We start from the raw sequence: 14781 nt of genomic DNA on the forward strand, positions 1-14781 counted from the left end.
GCCTTATCTCAACTTCCGACTTCCATGATGGTGACCGAATAGATACGGCCTGTGAAAATCGAAAGTTGAAGCCTTCAACATAAAAAAAGAGATGGTATTTTTCAGTCCTGTTTTATAGACTTTGAAACATGATGTCTGGTACCGACGACAACGCACCAAGGCCGTCAATTATGATGAAAAAACCATTTCATGTCGAACAGGATGGGTATGAAATTGATTTACATCGCAGCATTCGTAAGCTTTGTTTCAGGGGCATTCGGCTATATCATCGTTCGCTTCTGGGTGATTCCCATCACCCGCTACCGAAAACACAAACAGGGCGTCGCCGCCACCCTGTCCCGATACGCAGACGCGCGAACGTCGGAAAACGCCGGCGACGCCATAACCGAGGATTTTTCGGCTGCCCTCCGCAAACATGCCGCCGACCTGTCCGACGCCTTCAATCTGGATGTCCCTCACTGGTACCGGATGCTGCTGAAAAGCCGGGGAGAGTCTCCCATCGATGCCGCCCGCCTTCTCATGAAACTGGCCAATACCCGGATCGCCGCTCACAGAGAACGACAGATCGACCGCATCAGGGATGCATTGAGATTGTAACCGGATATGGTGTTCAGGAAAACCCTTTTCTTGAAGCGTATCGACAATCGATGGTCATGGCATGTCGGGAAAGGGTCGATGATCTCGTCAGGTCGTACCAAGGTGGACCGTGAAGTTCGTTGGCTTCACGTCCAATGGACGATGCCGATCAGTTGACGTGGGTGAGTTGTGTCAGTTTCCCTTCAATACGGACCGGATCAACCGCGACGGGGTGATTATCCTGGTCACGATCTTCCTGTCCTGTTTCTTTTGCCTGTTCTTCCCGAAAACCTTCCATCCATTTCAGCTGACGATAGAACCTGGCTACCCTGCCGATGTAATCCCGGGTCTCCCTGAACGGCGGAATACCATTGTGGCGTTCAACATTTCCGGGACCGGCGTTATAACCGGCAAGGGCATGTCTTACCCTGCCGTTGAACTGATTGAGGAGCATACGAAAGTATCGGGTTCCACCCATGATGTTTTCGTAGGGATCAAAGGGGTCGCTGACATTCATGAGTTTTGCCGTATCCGGCATCAACTGCATCAGCCCTTGAGCCCCTTTGATCGATATCGCCTTACAATCAAAATTGGATTCGGCCTTGATGATCGATTTTACCAGGCAGAAGGGAATATCGTAGGATTGAGCGGCAATGGCAATGTAATCATCGTAGATATCGGTACCTGAAAACGACGTGACCCCGGCATATTGCACGTCGGACGTCAATGCGGATTCAATGGAAACGGAGGGTGCATCGGACGGATCATTCGGCGGCGATTCGGTATCCCCCTTGATAAAAATCTCATACCGTTCGGAGGTGGGCACATTGGTAAAATGCATCACCCCGCTGTCGTCAACATACCTGTATATATCCGCACGCAGGTCTGTTACGGAAGTGCCCAGCAGCCACAGGACGCACAGTCCGGGAAAATAGAAACGTTTGATGCGTCTTATCAGGATCATAGTCAACGCGATTCCCTGAATTTGAACCGGTTAAGGCTTCTGAACGTCAATGGTCATAATTTCTATTATACGATTTGAAACAAATCAAGCGAAAAATAAGTCATCCTTTTTTCGCCATACGGTCTGCTGTCGGTATTCCTGATATTTTCGGATCAAAAACCGTCCCGGAAAATCCGGCCTGGAAAGATAAGGCACCAGGCTGTCGACCACGGATTGAAACAAACCGTCCGTCACCGGCTTGAGATCCGATGCATCCACAAAATTTCGTTCCAATACCTTCTCAAAAAGAACCGGATCGCCAAGCGCTTCGCTGATGTCGTTTCGGGTCATTCCAGCCCTCGACAACATTTCAGGATCCGGAAAATCGACGGGCACCGCCACATTCGCGATGCACGCCACCTGCCATCGATCCGCGGCGATTTTCCTGGATCCGTCATACAATTTCAATGTAAGCCCGTTATCCAGGGATAGAGTATCCACCAGTCGTCTTTCCATAACCATCTCCAAATTCCGGTCTGCACCGGATCGTCATCTCCTGTTTACAAAATTACAGCCTATAGGGTGATGCTTTTATGATATGTCTCTTTGCGGAATCGCCGGACTTCGATGCGGTGCTTATACCAAGTTTTGAATGTTTTTAAAACAGCCTTGTCCATAAAAAGAGAAGGGATCTGTCAAACCACGCTTTCAGGATCTCGGGAGCAATCCGAAAGCAATGAGAGTCCGGTCAGGCTTTTTTGATTTCAACTGTCATGACGGTGACCAGATAGAGGTGTCGGGAGGATACGGCCGAGCCCATTCAGCGGTAAGCTTCAGCGGCACTTGAACGAAACCGCGCAGCGCGTGGGCCGTACCCTCCCGGCGTCTGCCTGTGAACACCGAAAGTTGAGTTTGAAGTTGTGAACATCCGCTTGTTCATAACCGTGTTACAAGTCATCGATTATTGTCACATTGTTTTCAGGTATTCAAAACTCGCGGTTTGTCGACACGATATCCACAAAAACTGATCAAACCAAAAAAGCTATTATACCAATGTAATCAAAAAGATAAAAAGTTATTACACATATGAACAGCACTAATGAATATGATAGAAGATATATAAATAGAATATTATAGGACGGTACAACCTCGACAAACATCGCTTCCTACATCGACGCCTTGGCGGCAATATCGACATCCGAAATTCCGGATTCGAGATCAGAGAGTTCAGGTGTGTTAATAGATCGGATATGTAAGTCCCTTTGGGGAAAAGGAATCTCGATGCGGTGTTTTCTGAATTCCCGATCAACGGCAAAACGAATTTCCGTTTCGACCGAGAGGCCGTTTTCAATATGGGTCCATACCCGAAGTTGAAAGAGCAGGGCGCTGTCTCCAAAATCCGTAAAAAGGACGACAGGCTTGGGATATTTGTAGACTTCATGAATGGCGCCGGCAATGTCGAAAAGGATCTCTCGAACTTTTTCGACGTCGCTCCCATAGGCAACGCCGACATTGATGGTTCTCCGGACCCGAAAATCTTTGAAACTCCAATTGGTCACCTGGCCGCTGATAAATTCCGAATTGGGGATCAAAAGAGAGGCGTTGTCGTAGGTTTGGATCAACGTAGCACGGACATTGATCTGTTTCACCTCGCCCCATACCCCACCGACCTCGACGACGTCGCCTACCTGGATAGGGCGTTCGAAGAGCAGAATGATTCCGCTGAAGAAATTGTTGAAAATGGCCTGCAGACCGAATCCCAGGCCGATGCCGAGGCCGCCGAAGGCAACGGCCATGGATTTGGAGTCGACACCCAGGACGTTCAGCACCATGAGAAATCCGAAAAACCATATGACATACGTAGTGATGACGGTGATCGAATTTTTGAGGCCGGCATTCATGCCGCTGTCGGTCAGAAATTTATCCTGAAATATCCTGGGCTAGATACGAGTCAGCACGTGGGTGACCAAAAGGACGATGGCGATGCCGAGAAGGTTGACCAGATTGATGTTTAAACTTCCAATCGGGAGCGACAATGTCATCAATTGAACGATGTTTATGAAAAATCGGGTTTTATCGACATACCAGGCAAAGATAAGGCCGATCAGGGATATCCAGAACCATGCCAGCCAACTGATCTGGATGCAAAACCATTTGAACGGTCTGTTTTTGCCGGTTAAAGCGCCGGCGGATGTGCTGCTTTTCCGAAAATGTTCATGCCATTCCCGGATCATGTGAAAAATGAGCCAGGACCAGAGGGCGATGGAGAGACTGATACCCCAGGAGATCAGCCAGTAACTCGAAAAAGCCTGGTATCCCGACAAATTGATGATGAGCCCCCCCATCGGAATGAGGTATATGGTGATCATTGCGATTTGGGTCAGTCTTTTTACGGAAGTGGCAGAGACGGTTTTTGAAATTTTTTCATTGAGTTTATGATTGAATCCCACTGACCAGACAGCCAGGATCAAATAGAAAACGATGTTGCAAATTGTGGAAATGATGCTGGTCCGGCCATATAACCAGACCAGAAATACGACGGCGAGGGTGAAATAACGGACGATGCGCATCAATAGACGAAGCCGGAGCGCCAGAGGCTCGGGAATCTTTTGTTGGACCGTCTGGTTCCAGAATGTGACGGCATCCAGACCCCATCGGGACCATAGCCAGACGAACACCACGACGAATCCGATTCCCAGCGGCGCTATTGTAGCGTAGAGGTGCTTCACGAATGCAAAAAAATAGAGTACGACGGCCGTCCATCCCAGAGGAATGGAACGGCTCGCCATACGGAGCACCAGATGGCGGCGGGGGTAATGTCTGGCGAGTTCATTATCTTTATCCCATTGGATGATTTTGCGCTTGAGCTGGAACATGATGACGAGGATTATAAGTGCGAAGAGGATTATCCCTGTGATGCGCAAACGTCCCTTGTCGAGGAGTGCCTGAACGTCATGGTTCAACTTCGAAATGATTCGGTCCGGAAGATCGCCTATATAATCGTCCAGGCGGGTGATGTCGAAGGCATCCAAACCCGGCTCACCGCGTTTGAAGAGATCTTCCTTCTTCTTTTTCGATATGGCGTTATCAAACGTGTCTTCCATGACGGAGAGCCGGTCATGAGCCGCTTTCAGCTTTTCTTCAGATGCTTCATATGTATCGACGATCTTCCGGAGCATTTCCTTTTCGGTATTGAGCAGGTCGTCAAGTGTCTCGATCCGTCGGATCAGCTTGACGGTGATCGGGGTATCGGACTTTCCTTCCCGAATCGTCGCGAGATTTTCTTGATTCAGAAGAATCTGTTCCTCCACCCTTGCGAGTTGCGTCTCCGCAGCTGTCCTTTCGTCACGGGCCTGAGCCATCATCTCGGACAGGTTCGTCATCACGGCATCGCTGTCGCTTTTGGCCTGAAGGATGTCCTGAAGATCGGATGCCGGCTCGACAAGGAGGTTGGCATGGGCTGTTTGTTGGAGGGATGCGGCCCTCAGCAGGATATCGATCGTCTTTTTGTATCGATCGAGGGCGGTGAATCGTGCCTTCAACGCCTTGATTTCGTCTGCTTCCGTGGTCAGGGCGGTTTCCACCAGTTGCCGGATATTTTCGTAAGGCACGGCGACGGTTGCATCCGAGGATGAATGATCTTCCCCGGGTGCCCCTTGAGCCGAAAATCCAAAGCCCATCTCTAACAAAGATATAATGATCAGTCCGACGATGGTGACATACATCCTTTTACAGAGCATCGTTCCTCCTTGACGGATGTCCTGGAATCCATAACAATCCGACGTTTCGACCGGCATATCGCATCGACGGTGTCAGGGGATTCTTAAATTTCGGTTTTCAACTATGGTACTCAACTATCGACTTTCTCAGGCCGGTGCCGATCACCATCATGAACGTCGACAGTTGAATATGGTAAACGGAAAGCGGCACCGGCCTATGAACACCGAAAGTTGAATCAATACCATATCGGAAAATTCAGGAAGGATACAACCGGTAACTCAACTGTATTTTCGTGATAGTGACCGGAAAGAGGGGCCGGCTTCGGCCTGTGAACACCGAAAGTCGAACATTGAAGTGTGGGCGCCGGGGGAGGGCGTTGAAAAAAGAGGGATCAGCGGCGATTTTTCGGTCAGGATGAAGCCTTGCCAAAGGTGTCTGAAAAGCTTTTGAACACCTGGGGGGTCAGCAGATCGGCAAATCGGCGACCGTTTCGGCTGTTCTTTTTATAAAAATCGATACAAGCCTCGAGAACGATCACCACCTCGTCTTCGGAAAACAATCCGGGTATTTCCGATGCGAGCCGGGGGTGTCGCCCCAATTTCCCACCCAAAAGGATCTTGTATCCCCGGCAGCGTTCCGCAAGGGTGCCCGATGGGCAGGCCCAGACGCATCGGCCGCAGGAAAGGCATCGTTCGGGGTGGATGACAGGCTGCGCCGCATCCTCCGGCAGCGCTATGGCGTCGTCGGGACAAGCTTTCCGGCAGGCGCCGCACCGGGTGCAGTCGACATCCGTCAATTTCGGTGGTACTGCGGCGATGATGCCGAAGTCCTTGATTTGGGGCTGGGAGCAGGCGTTGGGACATTCCGCCAGGGTCACCCGGAATTCATGATGGAATTTGAGGGGTCCGTTCACCTGTTTTTTGAGAAAACTCAGCAGATCGGCTTTCCGGAGCAGAGATTCGAGGCGTTCCATGAGCCGACGGGTATCCCCTGCCCGGTGGGGGCATCCTCCGGGACCGAAGCAGACGTCCAGCTGGTATCCCTTGACCTCGGATGCCATTCCTTTCAGGAATCTTGTACGGGTGCTGTTTACCTCAGCCAGACCGACCACTGATTTTCCGCCGGCCCTGGCCTCGTTTTCAACCCGATGTCGGACTTTTTTTCGGACGAAAAAAGGAACTTTTCTGATCTCCGCTTCGGCTTCCGCCGTCCATTTCATGACGATCTCCTTCCTTTGGGAATCCGGTTTCATTTGTTTACTCAACTTTCGACTTTCACAGACCGTAGCTTTCCGGTCACCGTCATGAAAGTCGAACGTTGAGTGTTTTCTTTATATCGAAGGGTACTGCCGATGTCATTGACGTAGATCAAGAAAAGCGATTCCGGATGCAGCGGCCGGAAAAAACCATTGGATTCTCAATAACGGTTTTGATCTGACAAATTGATGGTGGAAAAGAGCTGAAGCCGCTTTTTCGGCGGTTTCTCCAGAATCCTGCGGGCCGCACGATATCTTGATTTCCAATATGGGTTGTCCAGACTGGATATCGTGATCCCTTTTTTCTTGGGCGAGGCATGCGTAAAACGGCCATTGCCGAGATAGATGCCGACATGACCGGTGTTGTTCCGAAACCTGAAGAAGATCAGATCACCGGGCTTCAGGGATTTCTCGGAAATCGGAATACCGGTCTTGATCTGCTCCGCCGTGGTTCTGGGAAGTTGAATACCGTACAGGTTTTCATAGAAGCGCATCGCGAATCCTGAACAATCGGTCCCGCTGTTGCTGCTTCCGCCGTGCCGGTAGGGAACACCTTGCCAGTTCTTGATTCCCTGCCAGAATCTGACGGAATCGGCATCCTGTTGAGCGACCGGTGGTTTGACCCGTAAGGGGAGGGCGCCGCAACCCACCAGAAACAAGGATGCCAGGATAATGACCGAGGCGATGGGAAAACGAATCGAGTTCATAACTCAACTTTCGACTTTCACAGGCCGGTGCCGGGAGGATATGGCCCGCGCCCGGCGCGATTCCGTTCAAGTACCGCTAAAGCCTGCTCCGGGCGGCCCGGAAACTCGCTGGCGCTCAAACAGTCCGGGCCGTCGATCCGATGATGCATTCGAGCGGTACCAACGGGAATGGGAAATCAGTTTCGGCGGCGGCCTTCGTTCGAAACGGGGTATGCGACGATTCTGTTGTCGAAGGTCTGTATATACCATTCGTTATGGCGTTTTTCAATCACATATTCGGGCAGAAGCGGAATCTTTCCGCCGCCCCCGGGCAAATCGATCATATACTGGGGTACGCACATACCCGATGTGTGCCCCCGAAGGGCCGACATGATGTCGAGTCCTTCGCGGACGGAGGTGCGGAAATGGCCGGTGCCCTTCACCAGATCCCCCTGGTGGATGTAGTAAGGTCTGACGCGGATGGCGAGGAGCTTTTGCATGAGGCGCCTCATCACGACGGGACTGTCGTTGACGCCTTTCAGCAGCACTGTCTGGCAGCCTAAGGGGATGCCCGCATCGGCGAGACGGGCACAGGCTTGCGTCGCGTTCGGCGTTATTTCCGCCGGGTGGTTGAACTGGATGTTGATGTAAAGCGGTGCGAAGGCCTTGAGTCGCCGGACAAGGGCTTCGGTGATCCGTTGGGGGAGGGTACAGGGGATTCGGGTATGGATCCGGAGAATTTCCACGTGAGGGATCCCCCGAAGCGGCTTTAAAATGTCTTCGATGAGATGGTCGTCCGAAAGCAGAAAGGGATCACCTCCCGACAGAATGACATCCCGAATAGCCGGGGTTTCCTGGATATAGGCGATCCCGTTGTCAACAGTGCCGGGTTTCATCGCGTTCGACTTTCCGACCTGTCGCTTCCGCATGCAGTGACGGCAGAAGAGGGCGCATTGGGAGGACACCAGGAAGACCACTCTGTCAGGATAGCGGTGGATCAGGCCGGGCACGGGCGACTGGGCTTCCTCCGCCAAAGGGTCGGCTTCGGGAAGGGTGTCTTCCAGTTCTGCCGGATCCGGAATTGCCTGTCGCCAGATGGGATCGCCGGGTTCGCGGATCAGGGAGAGAAAATAGGGATTGATCCGCATGGGGTATTGGTCGATAACGGGCAAAACGGTTTTTCGGGCGACGGGAAACCTGCGGCAGAGTTCATCGGCCGAGGTGACGCTTTCCGCGAGAAGATCCTGCCAGGGTCGATCGTTCATCATGCCTGAGTGTTGAAAGGATTGAATCGGGTGTCGATGTCGTAGACATCGATCCCCTCCCGACGTTTGAGAAAATTGACGATGCCGTAAGTAAACGGCGTCATGAGCGCTTCATAGACCGACTTGACGAGCCATTGGGTGGCGACAGCGGTGATGATGCCTGAAGGCGGGATCGTTCCTGCAAAGGCCAGGGTGATGAAAACGGTCGAATCGAGCCCCTGACCGACCAGTGTCGAGCCGATGGTCCGGGTCCAGAGCCAGCGTCCTCCGGTGGCGATCTTCATTTTGGCCAGAATATAGGCGTTGGTGAATTCCCCAACCAGGTAAGCGGCAAAGGAGGCCGCCAGCAGGCGGGGCGTATATCCCAGAATCCGGTCGTAGGCGGACTGGGCGTCCCAGAAGCCGGCTGCCGGCAGCGTACCCCCGATCCATATGGCCGCGACGGCGATCAGGTTGCAGCAGAACCCGAGCCAGATCACCCGGCGGGCCTGACGATATCCGTAGACTTCCGTCAGAATGTCGCCGACAATGTAGCTGACGGGAAAAATGATGACGGCTGCCGGCAGGATCCAACCTGCGAAGCTGATCAACTTGACGGCGATGATATTGGCAGTGATGAGAGCGGTGATAAAAACGGCGGTCGTCGCAATGAACCATTGGGAATAAGAACCCTCAGCCGGTTTTTCCGGAAAGGGGTTGGCACTGGTCATGAAATCTTCCTTCGGTTGATGATAAAAAAACGGCCGGAGCCGTGCTCCGGCTTGATCAAAGGATTCGTCGGTCCTTCATACAGACTCCGGCTGAAAATTTCAAGAGAAGGGCTTTTCAATACTTAACTCAACTTTCGACTTTGACAGGCCGTATCTATTCGCTCACATCATGAAAATCGAAAGTCGAATCAATATATATCCGGCATCTTCTCCCGGAGCTCGTTTTGCCACACAACGGCCTCGGCATCGCTGGGGGCCCGCCAGTCGCCGCGAGGGGAAAGGGATCCGCCCGAGCCCACCTTGGGTCCGTTGGGAACGGCCGATCGTTTGAATTGGCTGATTTTGAAGAATCGGTAGACAAAAAGATCGAGCCATTTCCTGATTTCGGAGAGGTCGTACTGATGCCGTTTTTGCGGGGGAATCAGATCGGACCACCGGCCCCGGCCCGCATCGCTCCAGGCGTGATGGGCGAGAAAAGCGACCTTGCTGGGCGCAAACCCGTAGCGGGTGATGTAAAAGAGATTGAAGTCCTGGAGTTCGTAGGGTCCGATCTTCTCTTCGGTTCGCTGGGCCGGTTGTTCAGCGTTTTCGGCACCGGCGGGGATCAACTCGGGCGAAATCTCGGTGTTCAGAACGGCCGCGAGCACTTCACCGGTTTCATCGTCGAACTGCCGGGTTTCGACGACCCATCGGATGAGGTGCTGGATCAAGGTCTTGGGCACCGAGGCATTGACGTTATAGTGGGACATGTGATCCCCGACGCCGTAAGTGGCCCACCCCAGAGCAAGCTCACTCAGATCGCCGGTGCCCAGGACCAGGGCGTGGTGAAGGTTGGCCAGACGGAAAAGATGGGAAGTCCGCTCCCCAGCCTGAACATTTTCGAAGGTGACGTCGTAAACCGGCTGATTCCGGGCAAAGGGATGATCGATGTCCCGCATCATCTGCATGGCCGACGGTCGGATGTCGAGTTCCGCGGCCGATACCGCCAGTGCCGCCATCAGCCTGAGGGCGTTTTCATGCGTGGCACGACTGGTGGCGAACCCGGGCATGGTGTAGGCGAGAATGTTCTTCCGGGGCAGGCCCAGGCGATCCATGGTCCTGGCGGCCACGATGAGGGCCTGAGTGGAGTCGAGCCCCCCGGAAACGCCGATCACCACCCGATCGATGCCCGATGCGGCAAGCCGCTTCATCAGGCCGTGGACCTGGATGTTGTAGGCCTCGTAACAGCGTTCGTCGCACTTGTCGGCCTCGCTGGGAACGAATGGAAAGCGCTCCACCCGACGGATCAGGGGAATGTCTCCGGTTGGAACGGCAAAATCGAAGGGAATCCGGCGAATGCCGGCAAGCCGGTCCCGATGAACGCCCACGGCGTCGTTGAAACTCGTCGTCCGCATCCGCTCCTGAACCAGGAGCTCCAGATCGATGTCCGCCAGCACGATCTGTTCGGTGTCGGAAAAGCGCTCCGATTGGGCCAGAAGTTCGTTGTTTTCATAAATCAGCGCATAACCGTCCCAGGCAAGATCCGTGGTCGACTCCCCGGGCCCGGCGGCGGAGTATAAATAGGCGGCCAGACATCTGCCCGACTGAACGGCGCAGAGGTTTCGTCGGTAATCGGCTTTGCCCACGGTGATGTTGCTGGCCGAGAGGTTGGCCAGAACCGTGGCGCCGGCAAGAGCAGTGTAGGTCGACGGGGGGATGGGGGTCCAGACATCTTCGCAGATCTCCACGGCCAGGCAAAAACCGGGAAAATTGTCGGCCTCGAAGATCAAATCGGCGCCGAAGGGAACGGTATGTCCCATCAGGCGAACCTCCCGGGAGACGGCGTTCATTCCGGAGGTGAACTGTCGCTTTTCGTAAAACTCCCGATAATTGGGAAGATAGGTCTTGGGAACGACACCCAGGATTCGTCCTCGGTAGATCACCACGGCGCAGTTGAAAAGCTTCCCCTCGAAGCGCAGTGGCGCTCCCACGATAAGGAGCGGCGAGAGGCTCCGGCTGCCCTCCACCACCTGGAGGAGCGCCGAGGCCGTAACCGATAGCAGGGCCTCCTGATGAAACAAATCTTCATTGGAATAGGCCGAGAGTCCCATCTCCGGAAATAGCGCCACGGCGGCACGGGATTCGGAAGCCTTTCGGGCGAGATCCAATGTCCTTCGGGTGTTGAAGACCGGGTCGGCGACCCGGAGCGTCGGCAGGCAGACTGCCGCCCGGATGAAGCCGTGAGTATAGATGGAATGGAATGGATGGCTCAAGGGGTCCTCCATCAGTTATCCTGGATGCCGGAGTCACGAACGGACAACTCCTCGATCAGCGCCTGAAGGGATTCGACGTCAAATACATAGGTTTTCCGGCAGAATTCACAGGTGAGTTCGACAGGCTCATGCCTCTGGATCAGGGTTTCAATCTCCTTTCTGCCGAGGGCGATGAGCGCCTTTGCGAACCGCTCCCGGTTGCAGGTGCATCGAAAGGTGAGCGCTCGTTTTTCCAATACGTCAATCGGAATGCCTTCGAAGATTTTGTCGAGAATCTCCTCGGGCGTCAGGCTTGCATGAAGCATTTCAGTGACGGGGGGGAGCGTTTCAATTCGTCGCGACAGGGTGTCGATGACGGTCTCATCCGCCGGCGGTAAGGTTTGGATCAGGAATCCGCCGGCTGCGGTAATTCCTGACGCATCGGCGAAAACACCCAGACCGACGGCAGAGGGAATTTGTTCCGATTCCAGAAGATAATAGGCAATATCCTCAGCGATCTCACTGGTATAAAGGTGAACGATCCCACGGTAAGGCTCCTTCACCCGCAGATCTTTGGTGACGGTGAGCAGCCCCGCTTTTCCCAGGGCGCCGGCCACGTCGAACTTGCCTCCGGCAGGCGGCAGGTCCACATGAGGATTGCCCACGTATCCCCTTACGCCGCCGTCGCTGTCGGCTTCCACAACTATCTTTCCAAGGGGGCCGTTGCCCTCGAACTTCAGTGCCGTCCGTTGACCGGTTTTCATGAGCGCCCCCATGAGCGCTCCGCCGGTGAGGGCTCGACCCAGGGCTACGGCTGCCGTTGGATATACGTCGTGGCGACGGCAGGCCTCCCGGACCAGACGGGTGGTAATGCAAGCCAAACCTCGAACGTTATCGTGCCGGGCGACGACCCGAACCAGGTAATCTCTCACGACGCTCTCCTTTGAACGGGTTGATTTTCATGTCTTTGAGATTACTACAGCGCATCCTTTAAAAGTCAACCCTCAACTTCCGGGTTTCGTCAGGGGGACAGCTTTAGAGGCTGAAGACTGAAGACTGAAGGCTGAAGGGGCTAAATGCCCCATTCGTCACAGGCGTACCCCTTCAGCCTTCAGTCTTCGGCCTTCAGCCTCTTTATGCCAACGACATGGAGCGCAGGCTGTCATGAACACCGAAAGTTGACGTCAACCTTTGAAATTGCAAAATTATGATTATTTTGGGGAAAGTATGCAGCATCCCATTATCGCTCAACGGAAAATCCAAAAAGGAGAAAAGATGAGCATTAAAATCGGCATCAATGGTTTTGGAAGAATCGGTCGCGTGGTGTTCAGGGCCGCCATGAAACATCCGGATATAGAGGTCGTCGGCATCAACGACCTCACCAACGCCGCCACCATGGCCCACCTCCTCAAGTATGATTCGGTCCACGGTCGCCTGGACGTCGACGTCGTCGCAAAAGAAGGCGCCATCGTAGTGGATGGGCAGGAGATTCCATACACCGACATCAAGGATCCGGCCCAGCTGCCCTGGAAGGATCTGGGCGTCGACGTCGTAGCGGAATGCACCGGTTTTTTTCGGGACCGGGACGGCGCCGGCAAGCATCTCATCGCGGGGGCACGGAAGGTCGTCATCTCCGCGCCGGCTCAAAATCCCGATGTTACCATCGTCATGGGGGTCAATGATCATGAATACCGACCCGATCAGCACCACATCATATCCAACGCCTCATGCACCACCAACTGTCTCGCGCCGGTGGCAAAGGTCCTCAACGAAAGCTTCGGCATCAACCGGGGTCTCATGACGACCATCCATTCCTATACCGGCGATCAGCGGCTGCTCGACTTTCCCCACAAGGACCTGCGGCGGGCCCGGGCTGCGGCGCTTTCCATGATTCCGACCACCACCGGCGCGGCCAAGGCGGTGGCGCTGGTGCTCCCGGATCTTTCGGGCAAGCTCAACGGCCTGGCTATCCGCGTTCCCACACCCAATGTATCCCTGGTCGACTTCGTGTGCACTGTTGCGAAATCGGGGGTGACGGTGAGCGACGTCAACAGCGCCCTCAAGGAAGCCTCCGAGAACGCCCTGAAAGGGATCCTGGGGTACAGCGAACTCCCCCTGGTGTCGACGGACTACAATGGGTGCGAACTGTCATCCGTAGTGGATGCACCGAACACTTACACCGTGGGCGACATGGTAAAGGTCCTCTCATGGTACGATAACGAGACCGGGTATTCCAATCGGATGGTGGATCTTGCCGCCATGGTCGGCGCGTCCCAGTAAGGTCTCCGATCATGGTGTTGAGTATGGTTTGAATTTGTCGGGCTCGTTTTTCCGTTGTCGGTCAAACGCGCCCGGTCATCTGTAAAAAGGAGGGGGCGTATCCGTGACCATAGGCGCATACAAGGCGATTATTTTTGACCTGGACGGTACCCTGATCGATTCGGCAGCCGACGTGGGAGATGCCGTCAACCGGGTTTTGAGCCGATACGGCTTTCTCGAGCACCCCGGGGCCGCTTATTATCGGTTCATGGGCGACGGCGTGGTCGAATTGATGCGGCGAGCGCTTCCGGAAAAGGCCCGGTCGTCGGAGCGAGTCCAGGCGGGCGTCCAGGCGTTCTTTCGGGAGTACGAGGGGTGCTGGCATCATCATTCCCGACCCTACCCCGGCGTTCCAGAGCTCCTGGACGGACTTTCCGAAAGGGGGGTCCGGCTCTCGGTCCTCTCCAACAAACCGCATGCCTTCACCACGGCTTTTGTGGAGCGATTTTTTCCGGAATGGACCTTTGCAGCGGTATTCGGTCAACGGGAAGGGGTGCCGAGAAAGCCCGATCCTGCAGCAGCTCTCGAGATCGCCGATGGGATGGGGATTTCCCCTGCGGCGGTTCTCTTCCTGGGAGATACGCCCACGGACATGAGGACGGCCAGAGCCGCCGGCATGTTTTCCGTCGGTGCCTGCTGGGGGTTCCGGTCGCCGTCCGAGCTCTCGGCGGGCGGGGCTGAAAGCCTGATCCGCCATCCCATGGAGCTGCTGCGCTTTTTTGATGATCCCATCCCCTGATCATTTGACATTCCATCGGTTTTCATCCTAATTTGAATTTTTCAGGCGGGTCATCCAAAAATTTCAATGCGAGGAAACCATAAAGATGAAAAACGGTCAATGTCCGAAGTGTGGTTCTAAAGAAATCTATTCCGGTGCCGACATCCCCCTCAAAAGCGGTCCCTTCTCCAGCAACGCCATTCCCATCGGTCTGATGTCGGTGGCCGCTTTGGACAATTATGTCTGTGCGGCTTGCGGGTTGGTGGAGAGTTATATCGCCGATCCATCCAAGTTGGAAGAGGTGACCCGGCGATGGAACAAGGTTGATCCAGGCGGCGGCAAAAAATAGCCTCAACTT

Annotated in this window: 14 protein-coding genes; 4 read left to right on the top strand and 10 right to left on the bottom strand. The window is 54.3% G+C overall.

Annotated features, from left to right (window positions below; translation table 11 throughout):
* The first annotated feature begins 207 nt into the window (after positions 1 to 207).
* Entirely contained in the window at positions 208 to 597 is a 390-nt protein-coding gene (locus dmul_RS00005) for a hypothetical protein (RefSeq protein ID WP_020875355.1), read from the top strand.
* A gap of 148 nt (positions 598 to 745) precedes the next feature.
* Here the strand turns inward: dmul_RS00005 and dmul_RS00010 are convergent, their stop codons facing one another.
* The 10 genes from dmul_RS00010 to hslO form a co-directional block, all read right to left on the bottom strand.
* On the bottom strand, positions 746 to 1540 hold the full coding sequence (locus dmul_RS00010) for a lytic transglycosylase domain-containing protein (RefSeq protein ID WP_020875356.1): 795 nt from the start codon (positions 1538 to 1540) through the stop codon (positions 746 to 748).
* Between the two features lie 84 nt (positions 1541 to 1624).
* On the bottom strand, positions 1625 to 2035 hold the full coding sequence (locus dmul_RS00015; RefSeq protein ID WP_020875357.1) for a hypothetical protein: 411 nt from the start codon (positions 2033 to 2035) through the stop codon (positions 1625 to 1627).
* Between the two features lie 650 nt (positions 2036 to 2685).
* Entirely contained in the window at positions 2686 to 3420 is a 735-nt protein-coding gene (locus dmul_RS00020; RefSeq protein WP_020876446.1) for a mechanosensitive ion channel family protein, read from the bottom strand.
* 39 nt (positions 3421 to 3459) lie between these two features.
* Complete coding sequence (locus dmul_RS00025; RefSeq protein WP_020876447.1) at positions 3460 to 5259, bottom strand: coiled-coil domain-containing protein; 1800 nt, start codon at positions 5257 to 5259, stop codon at positions 3460 to 3462.
* Between the two features lie 389 nt (positions 5260 to 5648).
* Entirely contained in the window at positions 5649 to 6458 is an 810-nt protein-coding gene (locus dmul_RS00030) for a 4Fe-4S dicluster domain-containing protein (protein ID WP_020876448.1), read from the bottom strand.
* A gap of 197 nt (positions 6459 to 6655) precedes the next feature.
* On the bottom strand, positions 6656 to 7201 hold the full coding sequence (locus dmul_RS00035; RefSeq protein WP_020876449.1) for a C40 family peptidase: 546 nt from the start codon (positions 7199 to 7201) through the stop codon (positions 6656 to 6658).
* A 176-nt stretch (positions 7202 to 7377) separates the two neighbouring features.
* On the bottom strand, positions 7378 to 8448 hold the full coding sequence (locus dmul_RS00040) for a KamA family radical SAM protein (protein WP_200809314.1): 1071 nt from the start codon (positions 8446 to 8448) through the stop codon (positions 7378 to 7380).
* Positions 8445 to 9155, bottom strand: coding sequence for a queuosine precursor transporter (locus tag dmul_RS00045; protein WP_020876451.1), 711 nt, complete (start codon positions 9153 to 9155; stop codon positions 8445 to 8447). Before dmul_RS00045 ends, dmul_RS00040 begins: the two co-directional genes overlap by 4 nt.
* A 188-nt stretch (positions 9156 to 9343) precedes the next feature.
* Positions 9344 to 11419: an NAD(+) synthase gene (locus dmul_RS00050; RefSeq protein ID WP_020876452.1), complete on the bottom strand. Its 2076-nt coding sequence runs from the start codon at positions 11417 to 11419 to the stop codon at positions 9344 to 9346.
* Entirely contained in the window at positions 11419 to 12318 is a 900-nt protein-coding gene (gene hslO / locus dmul_RS00055; protein WP_020876453.1) for an Hsp33 family molecular chaperone HslO, read from the bottom strand. Before hslO ends, dmul_RS00050 begins: the two co-directional genes overlap by 1 nt.
* 343 nt (positions 12319 to 12661) lie before the next feature.
* Between hslO and gap the strand changes: the two genes are divergently transcribed.
* The 3 genes from gap to dmul_RS00070 all read left to right on the top strand — a co-directional run bounded on the left by gap (position 12662) and on the right by dmul_RS00070 (position 14772).
* A complete protein-coding gene (gene gap / locus dmul_RS00060) occupies positions 12662 to 13666 on the top strand; it encodes a type I glyceraldehyde-3-phosphate dehydrogenase (RefSeq protein WP_020876454.1) in 1005 nt (334 codons plus the stop codon).
* Positions 13667 to 13769: 103 nt separating this feature from the next.
* Positions 13770 to 14444, top strand: a complete 675-nt coding sequence (locus dmul_RS00065) for an HAD family hydrolase (RefSeq protein WP_020876455.1) — start codon at positions 13770 to 13772, stop codon at positions 14442 to 14444.
* An 85-nt stretch (positions 14445 to 14529) separates the two neighbouring features.
* The gene (locus dmul_RS00070) at positions 14530 to 14772 is read left to right on the top strand and encodes a hypothetical protein (RefSeq protein ID WP_020876456.1); all 243 of its coding nucleotides are present in this window, start codon (positions 14530 to 14532) and stop codon (positions 14770 to 14772) included.
* Positions 14773 to 14781: the final 9 nt, after the last annotated feature.

Origin of the sequence: Desulfococcus multivorans (genome assembly GCF_001854245.1) — a bacterium.
GTDB classification, from domain to species: Bacteria; Desulfobacterota; Desulfobacteria; order Desulfobacterales; family Desulfococcaceae; genus Desulfococcus; species Desulfococcus multivorans.

What these genes read in the sequence shown, in the direction of transcription:
- dmul_RS00020 (WP_020876446.1), bottom strand. Translation starts at nt 3,420, where the DNA reads ATGAATGCCGGCCTCAAAAATTCGATCACCGTCATCACTACGTATGTC.
- dmul_RS00070 (WP_020876456.1), top strand. Translation starts at nt 14,530, where the DNA reads ATGAAAAACGGTCAATGTCCGAAGTGTGGTTCTAAAGAAATCTATTCC.
- dmul_RS00040 (WP_200809314.1), bottom strand. Translation starts at nt 8,448, where the DNA reads ATGATGAACGATCGACCCTGGCAGGATCTTCTCGCGGAAAGCGTCACC.
- dmul_RS00025 (WP_020876447.1), bottom strand. Translation starts at nt 5,259, where the DNA reads ATGCTCTGTAAAAGGATGTATGTCACCATCGTCGGACTGATCATTATA.
- dmul_RS00015 (WP_020875357.1), bottom strand. Translation starts at nt 2,035, where the DNA reads ATGGAAAGACGACTGGTGGATACTCTATCCCTGGATAACGGGCTTACA.
- dmul_RS00035 (WP_020876449.1), bottom strand. Translation starts at nt 7,201, where the DNA reads ATGAACTCGATTCGTTTTCCCATCGCCTCGGTCATTATCCTGGCATCC.
- dmul_RS00050 (WP_020876452.1), bottom strand. Translation starts at nt 11,419, where the DNA reads ATGGAGGACCCCTTGAGCCATCCATTCCATTCCATCTATACTCACGGC.
- dmul_RS00030 (WP_020876448.1), bottom strand. Translation starts at nt 6,458, where the DNA reads ATGAAATGGACGGCGGAAGCCGAAGCGGAGATCAGAAAAGTTCCTTTT.
- gap (WP_020876454.1), top strand. Translation starts at nt 12,662, where the DNA reads ATGAGCATTAAAATCGGCATCAATGGTTTTGGAAGAATCGGTCGCGTG.
- dmul_RS00005 (WP_020875355.1), top strand. Translation starts at nt 208, where the DNA reads ATGAAATTGATTTACATCGCAGCATTCGTAAGCTTTGTTTCAGGGGCA.
- dmul_RS00010 (WP_020875356.1), bottom strand. Translation starts at nt 1,540, where the DNA reads ATGATCCTGATAAGACGCATCAAACGTTTCTATTTTCCCGGACTGTGC.
- dmul_RS00045 (WP_020876451.1), bottom strand. Translation starts at nt 9,155, where the DNA reads ATGACCAGTGCCAACCCCTTTCCGGAAAAACCGGCTGAGGGTTCTTAT.